General features: G+C 62.7%; 11 protein-coding genes, 1 tRNA gene and 1 pseudogene. 8 read left to right on the top strand and 5 right to left on the bottom strand.

Going from position 1 to position 9162, the window contains the following annotated elements:
- Positions 1-129: 129 nt before the first annotated feature.
- The gene (locus tag CK221_RS22410) at positions 130-1155 is read right to left on the bottom strand and encodes an IS110 family transposase (RefSeq protein WP_095779295.1); all 1026 of its coding nucleotides are present in this window, start codon (positions 1153-1155) and stop codon (positions 130-132) included.
- 75 nt (positions 1156-1230) lie between these two features.
- Between CK221_RS22410 and CK221_RS22405 the strand changes: the two are divergent.
- Positions 1231-1485 (top strand): annotated as a pseudogene (locus CK221_RS22405) (transposase); the annotation flags it as partial.
- 12 nt (positions 1486-1497) lie between these two features.
- Here CK221_RS22405 and ade read toward each other — a convergent pair.
- Entirely contained in the window at positions 1498-3309 is a 1812-nt protein-coding gene (gene ade, locus CK221_RS22400; protein ID WP_095779307.1) for an adenine deaminase, read from the bottom strand.
- 164 nt (positions 3310-3473) lie between these two features.
- On the opposite strand from ade, the gene CK221_RS22395 reads away from it, so the two are divergent.
- From CK221_RS22395 to CK221_RS22380, 4 genes are all read left to right on the top strand, one after another.
- Complete coding sequence (locus CK221_RS22395) at positions 3474-3686, top strand: hypothetical protein (protein ID WP_095779293.1); 213 nt, start codon at positions 3474-3476, stop codon at positions 3684-3686.
- Positions 3687-3776: 90 nt separating this feature from the next.
- Positions 3777-4445 carry an outer membrane protein gene (locus tag CK221_RS22390; protein ID WP_066998895.1) on the top strand — a complete coding sequence of 223 codons (669 nt, stop codon included), beginning with the start codon at positions 3777-3779 and terminating at the stop codon, positions 4443-4445.
- A gap of 246 nt (positions 4446-4691) precedes the next feature.
- A complete protein-coding gene (locus CK221_RS30380; protein WP_179295186.1) occupies positions 4692-4865 on the top strand; it encodes a hypothetical protein in 174 nt (57 codons plus the stop codon).
- 117 nt (positions 4866-4982) lie between these two features.
- Positions 4983-5071: transfer RNA gene (locus tag CK221_RS22380), tRNA-Leu, on the top strand.
- Positions 5072-5171: 100 nt separating this feature from the next.
- Here the strand turns inward: CK221_RS22380 and CK221_RS22375 are convergent.
- A complete protein-coding gene (locus CK221_RS22375; RefSeq protein WP_095779306.1) occupies positions 5172-5750 on the bottom strand; it encodes an NUDIX domain-containing protein in 579 nt (192 codons plus the stop codon).
- A 153-nt stretch (positions 5751-5903) separates the two neighbouring features.
- On the opposite strand from CK221_RS22375, the gene CK221_RS22370 reads away from it, so the two are divergent.
- From CK221_RS22370 to CK221_RS22360, 3 genes are all read left to right on the top strand, one after another.
- Complete coding sequence (locus CK221_RS22370) at positions 5904-7007, top strand: NADH:flavin oxidoreductase/NADH oxidase (protein ID WP_095779291.1); 1104 nt, start codon at positions 5904-5906, stop codon at positions 7005-7007.
- Between the two features lie 90 nt (positions 7008-7097).
- A complete protein-coding gene (locus tag CK221_RS22365) occupies positions 7098-7376 on the top strand; it encodes a DUF982 domain-containing protein (RefSeq protein WP_066998903.1) in 279 nt (92 codons plus the stop codon).
- Positions 7377-7408: 32 nt separating this feature from the next.
- On the top strand, positions 7409-7648 hold the full coding sequence (locus CK221_RS22360) for a DUF2188 domain-containing protein (protein ID WP_066998906.1): 240 nt from the start codon (positions 7409-7411) through the stop codon (positions 7646-7648).
- A gap of 70 nt (positions 7649-7718) precedes the next feature.
- Here the strand turns inward: CK221_RS22360 and CK221_RS22355 are convergent, their stop codons facing one another.
- Together CK221_RS22355 and CK221_RS22350 are read right to left on the bottom strand one after the other, a co-directional pair.
- Complete coding sequence (locus CK221_RS22355) at positions 7719-8000, bottom strand: hypothetical protein (protein ID WP_095779290.1); 282 nt, start codon at positions 7998-8000, stop codon at positions 7719-7721.
- A gap of 189 nt (positions 8001-8189) precedes the next feature.
- Positions 8190-9158 carry an alpha/beta fold hydrolase gene (locus tag CK221_RS22350; RefSeq protein ID WP_066998909.1) on the bottom strand — a complete coding sequence of 323 codons (969 nt, stop codon included), beginning with the start codon at positions 9156-9158 and terminating at the stop codon, positions 8190-8192.
- Between the last annotated feature and the right edge of the window lie 4 nt (positions 9159-9162).

Raw genomic sequence — 9162 nt, 5'->3', positions numbered from 1 at the left:
AGCGGGTCCAAAACAATCTGGCGCGCTCAAGGCGCGTATCCATGATCTGGTTTTCCCGATCCCGTCTCGTTGACCGTGGCGCCATACTCTCCTTTGGACCTTCTCACACCTTCAAGCCCAGCAGCGATATTATCCCGCTACCGCCGGGGCCCGATAAGTTCCCCCTTTCGCCATCAATGCCCACACGATGCGCGCCGTCTTGTTGGCCAGGGCGACGATCACCAGCATGGGCGGCTTGCGCTCAAGCATCCGCGAGAGCCAAAGATCCCCCGTCGATCCCTTCCGCATGGCCCAGCGCACGGCGGCGCTCGCCCCGATGATCAGCAGCCGACGCAGGGTTCGTTCACCCATCCGGGACGTCTCGCCGAGCTTCTGCTTGCCGCCTGAGGAGCGTTGCAGCGGCGTGAGGCCGAGCCACGCCGCAAAGTCTCGCCCGCTCTTGAAGGTTGTCGCCGATGGAGCCAGAGCAGCAAGTGCCGTCGCGGTGATCGGCCCTATGCCGGGAATGGTCATCAATCGCCTGGCTTCTGCATCCTCCTTGGCACGCCGGGCGATCTCACGGTCGAGCACGGCCACTCTCTCATCCAGCGACCGCAACTGTGCAACGAGCAGAGACAGGATCGGACGGGCAGCTTCGGGGATGGCGGTACCTTTGTCCTCAATCGCCGCGACAAGCTTGGCGGCATGGAAGAGACCCTGTGCAGCCACGAGACCGAATTCGGCAAGATGGCCCCGTATCGCATTGATGGTCTGGGTGCGCTGACGAACCATAAGATCGCGAACGCGGAACACCATTGCCGCGGCCTGCTGCTCTTCGCTCTTTGCCGCTACGAACCGCATGGTAGGCCTCTGGGCTGCTTCGCAGATCGCCTCAGCGTCAGCGGCATCGTTCTTCTGCCGCTTCACGAAGGGCTTCACATATCCCGGCGCGATTAGCCGGGCATCGTGCCCAAGCTTCGCAATCTCCCGCGCCCAGTAATGACCGCCGGCGCAGGCCTCCATGGCCACCGTGCAAGCAGGCTGCGCGGCAAGAAACTTGAGCACCTGGCCACGACGCAGTTTCTTGCGGAAGGCCACGGCTCCCGATCCATCCGCGCCGTGCATCTGGAACACGTTCTTCGCCAGATCCAACCCGATTGTGCTAACTTCCAACATGGACGCCTCCGTTCAAGTGATGATCAACGACACCACTTTGGCACAGCGATGCCGTGAGGGGGCGTCCACCCCATCAATCTCGGCTCGCATAAGGGCAAGGCCGTGAGTCGCACCATTCGCAAGGCAGGGGCCAAGTTGATTCTCCTGCCCAAATACTCACCTGACCTCAATCCCATCGAACAGTTCTTCGCCAAGCTCAAACACTGGCTTCGAAAGGCGGCCAAACGGACGGCCGAGACCGTCTGCCAGGCGATCGGCGAAATCCTCAACCGGACGACACCTGCCGAGTGCTCAAACTACTTCGCCAATGCAGGATACGACCGGAGATGACTTCATCCCGCTCTAGACGAACAGATCGACCTTCTGGAACGACGTCACGTCGACAAGGCCGACATCGGAAATCCTGAGTTCCGGGATGACGACCAGCGCCAGCAGCGAATGCTGCATGTGGGCGTTGTTGAGCGAACAGCCGACCTTGCGCATCGCTTCCGTCAACTGCTCGGCCTTGGCCGCGACGATCTCCGCGCGCTCGTCCGACATCAGCCCTGCGATCGGCATTTCGACGAGCGCCAGTTCCTTGCCCTTGGAGTAGAGCACGACGCCGCCGCCGACCTCGCTCAGCCGGTTGACGGCTAAAGCCATGTCCTCCTTGTTGGTTCCGACGGCGATGATGTGGTGCGCATCATGCGCCACGCTCGAGGCCATCGCGCAGTCTTCCATATAGCCGAACCCCGACACGAAGGCGTTGGTGACGCCGCCCGTGCCCCTGTGGCGTTCGACCAGGGCGATCTGGCAAATGTCGTTGCGGCGATCCATGGCGACCAGCCCGTCCTCGACGGGCAGGTCGGCCTCGAGCGCTCTGGTCGGCGCCTGGTTCTCGATAACGCCGATCACCCGCGCCCGCACCTCGTTGGCACCCTGTGGCGCGGCGATGTCAAAGTCAGAGGCCTTGAGCCTTTTGCCGAGGTTGACCGTGTTTTTCGCCGTCCCGGGATAATCATAGGCCGGAATGTCGATTTCGAGCTTGCCGGCTTTCGCCAGCCTGACGCCGCGGCCATAGACCTCGTCTATCGTCATCTGGGCAAGATCGGAGACGATCAAAAGATCCGCCAGCCGCCCCGGCGCGATCGAGCCGATCTCGCGCTCCAGCCTGAAATGCTGGGCGGTGTTGAGCGTCGCCATTTGGATCGCCGTCACCGGTTTCAGGCCCTGGCTGATGGCGTGCCGCACCACCCGATCCATATGACCCTCATGCACCAGCGTGCCGGAATGGCTGTCGTCGGTGCACAGGATGAAGTTGCGCGGGTCGATGCCGCCTTCGGTGACCGCCTTGATCTGCGCAGCGACGTCGTACCAGGCGGACCCCAGCCTAAGCATCGCCTTCATGCCCTGGCGCACGCGGGCGATCGCATCCTCGGCGCGCGTGCCCTCATGGTCATCCTCGGCGCCGCCGGCGACATAGCCGTGGAACGGCAACCCGAGATCGCGCGAGGCATAGTGGCCGCCGACGGTTTTCCCGGCCTTCACCGTCTCGGCGATCTCGCCCGACATCACCGGATCGTTGGCGGCGACTCCCGGGAAATTCATCACTTCGCCAAGGCCGATGATATTCTCCCAGGTCATCGCCTCGGCGACGTCTGCAACCGTAAGCTCCGCGCCGGCATGCTCCAGGCCGGGCGCCGAAGGCACGCAGGACGGCATTTGCACATGGACGTTGATCGGCATCGCGACCGCCTCGTCATGCATCAGCCGAACGCCCGGCAGGCCCAGAACATTGGCGATCTCGTGCGGATCGATGAACATCGAGGTGGTGCCGTGCGGGATCACGGCGCGGCAGAATTCCGTCACCGTGACCATGCCGCTTTCGACGTGCATGTGCGCATCGCAGAGGCCGGGCACCAGATAGCGGCCGCCCGCATCGACCACCTTGGTCCCCTGCCCGATCGTATGACCGGCATTCGGGCCGCAATAGGCGAAGCGTCCGGCGGCGACGGCGATGTCGGTGCCCGGAATGATCTCGCCCGAATGGACATTCACCCAGCGTCCGTTGCGGATCACGAGATCGGCAGGCCGGCGCCCCATCGCGACGTCGACCAGTTGCGTCGCCACTTCGGTCCAGGGCTTGGGTTTCGTCGGATTGGTGCCGGTCGCCATGAAGAACTCCTGTTTGCCCGACTGTGCCAAGCTGGCGCGGTTTTGACCAGTTGGCAAAACTGCTTTGTTTTTAAGGCAGGACCGGCTCCCGACAGATCTCCCCTGCGGCATCAGGGCGAAATCTCGCCTAGACTGGATCTCCGGCTATTCGGGTTGCAGAAGAGATGGCAAAAACGATCCGGTTCGCAACCTTCATGCTGTCGGCATGTTGCGCCGGCCTGGCCTTCTTCACCTTGCATTCATTCTGGGCATGGGCCGCGCCGATCGCCATCTTCATCGCCGGCTCCTCACTAGGCGAATATGCTTTCGCACGGCTGGCCAAGTCCGACGAGAAACAGCGTGACCTGGAAGATCGCGTGCGCAACCCGCCGAAGTAAACCACTGTTGCAGGAATACAATTCCGTTTTCGGGCGAATAACGCTAGGTTGCACCGAGAAGTTTTCGAAACCGCCATTTCGGAGCGCTCGATGGGTCGCCTGACACTTGCCAGTGCCGGCTTTTTCGCCCTGCTGTCCGGGCCGGCCTTGGCCGCGGACGCGATCGCCGACCTGCCCATGACTGCGCCGGGCTTCGATTGGACAGGCTATTATGCCGGCCTGCAGGCCGGCTATGGCTGGGGCTCATCTGACATCTCCGGCACGGAAGGCGAGCCGTTCGCCGCTTCTCCCGATGTCGACGGCGGCTTCGTCGGCGGCCATGTCGCCGGCCTCTGGCAGTTCAATCAGGCGGTGATCGGCGCGCGCGCTGAGCTCAACTATGCCTCGATCGACGGTTCGGCCTTGCTCGACCCTGGCAATGCCGTCGGCACCGAGGTCAAATGGCTGGGATCGATCAATGCCGAAGCCGGCTTGGCGGTCGATCGCTGGCTGATCTATGGCGTCGGGGGCGTCGCCTTCGCCGGTATCGAGACCTCGCAAGATGTCGGCGGCAGCGGCTTCGCCAGGACACGCACCGGCACCGGCTGGACGATCGGCGCCGGGGTCGACTATGCGCTGAGCAGCAACATCGTCGTCGGCGCCCAATACCGTTACTACGATTTCGGCAAGGAGCATTTCGACGTCCCGGACGACTTCTCCGATCGTGATCAGGACCTGAAGCTCCATACCCTGGGCGTAAACTTCAGCTACAAATTCTGATTTGCGGAGCAGCTACGCGGAAAATCCAACCGCATCCTTCAAGGAAAATCCCGATTGGCGGAACTTCATGCCAAAGGGATTTGTCGAGCATGTCAGCGCGCGTGCTAACCCAGCCGCTCCACAATGGTCCTTGCACAAGGTACGCCTCAACAAACGCCCACGTGGCTGCGCCTCTAAGCGCTGAGGAATCCCATAATGATAATGATGGTAGCGGAGGTTGTCTCACTCGGTTTGGCGATCTTCCTAGTGGAACGCTACGACCTGATCGACGGGAAGAAGTGGCGGCGCGCATCGGAACCGAAGATCGCTCGAGCCTATATGCTGCTATTTGTGACCGTCGCCCTTGCCGGCGCGGCGGTGTTCTTTCACGAGGCCGTGGTTGCTAAAGTGATAACACCGACCGAACGGCTCCCAGGGTAAGTAGCTAGCGCTTCACTTACCCTAGTGCTAATCGGTGCGCCGCGAGCCACACATGAACTCTGGCAATCGTGTGGGATTTTTCGTGGGAGATCGGTGGTAAAACCCCACCATGTGGGAGTGGGCGTGGCGGAACTGGTATACGCAGCAGACTTAAAATCTGCCGGTGTTTCAAGCACTTACGGGTTCAAATCCCGTCGCCCACACCAACTCGTCAAAGGGACTTAAAATCCCTCGATCTCTGATCGTACGGGTTCGATTCCCGTCGTCCGCACCACCCTTCGCTCCTCGCTTCGGGTGGCAGGCCACTCAACCGTTGATCGGATTGAGCTTCAGGTGCTGGATCAAAATGATGGTCTTGGCGTCGACGATACGGCCGCCGGCGATGCCGGCCAGCGCCTCGTCGAGCGGCATTTCCAGCACCTCGATGTCTTCGCCCTCTTCCGGAGCTCCGCCGCCGTCGGAGATACGGTCGGCCGGCGAATAGCGCGCGGTAAAGAACCAGAGCCGTTCGGTCACGCTGCCGGGGCTCATATAGGGCGCGAACAGCCGCTCAACGTTCTTCAAATAATAGCCGAGTTCCTCTTCCGCTTCCTTGCGGATGCAGGTTTCCGGATCGTTTTCGTCGAGCAGACCGGCACAGGCCTCGATCAGCGGCTCGCGATGGCCAGTGACATAGGCCGGATAGCGGAACTGCCGCACCAGCAGCACCGTCGAGCGCTGCGGATCGAAAGGCAGGATCACCGCGCCGTCGCCGCGATCGTAGGTCTGGCGGATCTGCGTCTCCCAGCGCCCATCGCGGCGGCGATAGTCGAGCACCGTCTTCTTGAGCACCGCCCAATCGTCGGACAGGATTTCTTCAGACTGGATGCGGACGCGATCTTCCATGATGGGCTCCATGCTGTCGGCAAGCGTTATCGGCGAACAGGCGCGGGCGCTATCCTGGAAACCGACTGGTCCAGCGTGACTTTCACCGGCTGTTGTCTGGCGCGAAGTGCCGCGGCTGCCTAGATAGCAATATCTCTCCCAGGAGCCGTTTCCATGACATCATCGCTTTTCCAGCCGATCACCCTCGGCGGCCTGACCTTTCCAAACCGTATTGCGGTGGCGCCGATGTGCCAGTATTCGGCCGAGGACGGTTCCGCCAGCGACTGGCATCTGCACCACTGGATGAACCTGGCCATGTCCGGCGCCGGCATGGTGACCGTCGAGATGACCGACGTCGAGCGGCGCGGCCGCATCTCGCATGGCTGCCTTGGCCTCTACTCCGATGACAACGAGGCGGCGGCCAAGCGCACCCTCGATGCGGCCAGGCGCGTCGCCGCGCCCGGCACCAAATTCGGCGTCCAACTCGCCCATGCCGGCCGCAAGGCATCCAACAGGCGGCTTTGGGAAGGCGGCGGCCCCCTGCAAGCGGGCGAGGATCCCTGGCAGACCGTTTCGGCTTCGGCCATCGCCTATGACACAGGGTGGAATATACCGCACGCATTGGACGAGGAAGAGATCCGGCAAGTCATCCAACATTTCGCCGACGCGGCCAAGCGGGCCGAGCGCGCCGGCTTCGACTTCATCGAGCTGCACGCCGCTCACGGCTATCTGATCTTCCAGTTCCTGTCGCCGCTTTCCAACCAGCGCACCGACCGCTGGGGTGGCTCGCTGGAAAACCGCATGCGCTTCGCCGTGGAGATCGCCAGGGCGGTGAAGAAGGCAGCGCCGGGCCTGATGCTGGGGGCCCGCCTTTCGGTGAAGGAATGGGTCGACGGCGGCTTCGAGATCGAGGAGGCAATCGAAGTGGCCAATGCGCTGAAGGCGGAAGGCGTCGCCTATCTGTGCTGTTCCAGCGGCGGCAATTCGCCGTTGCAGAAGCTGCCCAGCGGCCCCGGCTACCAGGTGCATCTGGCCGAGGCTGTGCGCAAGGGCGCCGGCATTCCGACGCGCGCCGTCGGCCTGATCGACGATCCAGAGCAGGCCGAGGCGATCGTGGCCGACGGCCGCGCCGACATGGTGGCTCTGGCTCGCGCCTTCCTTGCCGATCCGCGCTGGGGCTGGCGCGCGGCGGCGACGTTCGGCGAGGAAATCCGTCCGGCGCCGCAGCTGGCGCGCTCGGTCACGACGATGCAGCACTGGATGAAAGCGGCGGGCTGAACGGCTTGCACAGGTGACGATGGGCTGAGACCTTTGGGCGCAGCCTTCCGCCACCATTGCAACCAAATTGGCCGTTTTACGTTGGCGGCCATGACAGACAGCAAGCCATTTGAGAAGCCGGTGGTGGTCGAACTCGGCCATGTCGGCAAATATCGCCAAATAAGCAGCACCCGCGAAGCGGCCGAGTGCCTGATGACCGTGTGGCCGCTCAATCGCGGCCAGCGGCATCGTGATGCTCTCGATACTTGCCTGAAAGCGCTGGAGGGGTATCGTTCGACGGCGGACGCGCGCCGCGCGCTGATCGAGGCAGCCGAGGAATCTGAAGTGCTGGTTCCCGAAGAAAGGCTGTCCGACGGAAAGCTGCATTGAGCAGGCAAAGGGCTTCTCGACCGGAGGATTCCATGGCGAAACTGACTTACAAGATCGTCGAGCATGACGGCGGCTGGGCCTACATGGTCGGCTCGACTTTTTCAGAAACATTTCCCACCCGCCAGGACGCGCTGCGCGCGGCTGAAATTGCTTCGGCCGAGCAGCAGGTCGCCGGCACCACGGATGGCATCCAGTATGAGGATTCCGAGGGTGTCTGGCATGACGAACTGGCCGATGGCCGCGACCGGCCGCAGACCGAAGTCTCAGAATAGTTTCCGTCGCCCGACCTGGCTGCGACCGACGCTGTAAAAGCTTCACGTCGGTCGCTCGCTGGCGAACGGACTACTTGCCGCAATACTGGTCGTTGACGTTCGGGCCGGCATTCGCATCGGGGCCGGCCGTATCCGAGGCGCATGGGCCGACGGCACCGTTGCCGAAGCTGTTTAGCGCGCTGGCGTCGCGATCGGAATAAATGCTGCCCGTGGTGTAGGGATCAACCGGCACTTGCTCGCTATGGACCGGGCGATCACGATGCCACCACCACCAAGCGTCCGACGATTGTGCCATAGCCGAGGTGCCCATGGCCAGGACAAGCGCCGAGGCTGCAAAAATCTTCGTAAGCATAATTGGTACTCCATCTGGTGATTTGCCGCATTCTTGCTGGCCGGAAATTCGCCAGCCGACACGGATTAAAACCGAGGGTTGGAGCCGAAGTTCCCGTTGAAAGTGTAGGTGAGGCGGAATGTCCGACACTTTTGCGTGACGGTTCGTGGACGGACGCGATCCCTCTCGGCCTTTGACCGAACGGGATCCTCACGCTGGGAATGCGCGCGCGGCGATGCGCTCGATGAAGGCCACGACGCGTTCCGGTTCCACGAATTGCGGCATGTGCCCGAGCCCTTGGACGCGTTCGAAATCGAGCTCTCTGATCCTGCCCGGCATCGGTTCGCCATGAGCCGCGATGCCGATCACCCGGTCATCCGCGCCGAACAGAATGCCGGCCGGCATCAGGATCTCGCCATAGCGCTGTTCGAGGCGGCCGAGATCCTCTTCCACCGCCACGATATCGGTGGAGGTCGCCTGGAAATGGGCGGGCCGCAACCCGAGCCAACCACCTCCGGCGATCATGTAGTCCCCCGGCACGGCTTGCGGCGCAAAGATGAACTTCATCGTCGGCTCCGCATATTTCAGGCTGTACGGTATCGCTAAAGTATGGGCCAAGATCCAGCGCTTCAGGCGCGAGGGAACATAGAGCAGGTCGAATTTCTGGCGCACCCTCGCCTCCAGATGCGTCAGCGGCGCGATGAGCGCGATGCCGGAAATCGCCGTCGGATGCTCGATCGCAAGTGCAAGCGCGATGGCGCCGCCCAGCGAATGACCGACGATCAAAGGCCGTTCGAGCCCAAGCTCCTCGATGAAGCGCCGCACCACTTCCGCCTGTTCGGGCAGACGGCCGCTCGCCCCGCCCGCCCGCACCGAGTATCCCGAGCCCGGCCGGTCGAGAGCGATTAGCCGGTAGCCGGCGCCGAAGCGGCCGAACAGCGTGTGCCGGAAATGGTGGAGTTGCGCGCCGAGCCCGTGCAGGAACACGATCGGCCTGCCCTCGCCTGCTTCGACATAGTGGATGCGGCTGCCGCCGATCTCGATGAACTTGCCGCACGCCGGTACCAGCCTCTCGGCCTTGGTCGCGATCCACCATGTTGCGAGCATGAAGCCGAGCACGACCGCGGCGGCCGCAACGAGCAGGCCACCGATTAGCCACGGCAAAATCGATATCAGCATCTTG

Source organism: Mesorhizobium sp. WSM3868, from assembly GCF_002294785.1.
Classification (GTDB): domain Bacteria; phylum Pseudomonadota; class Alphaproteobacteria; order Rhizobiales; family Rhizobiaceae; genus Mesorhizobium.
The sequence above is the reverse complement of the archived record's forward strand: the minus strand, read 5'-3'. Positions and strand labels throughout refer to the sequence as shown.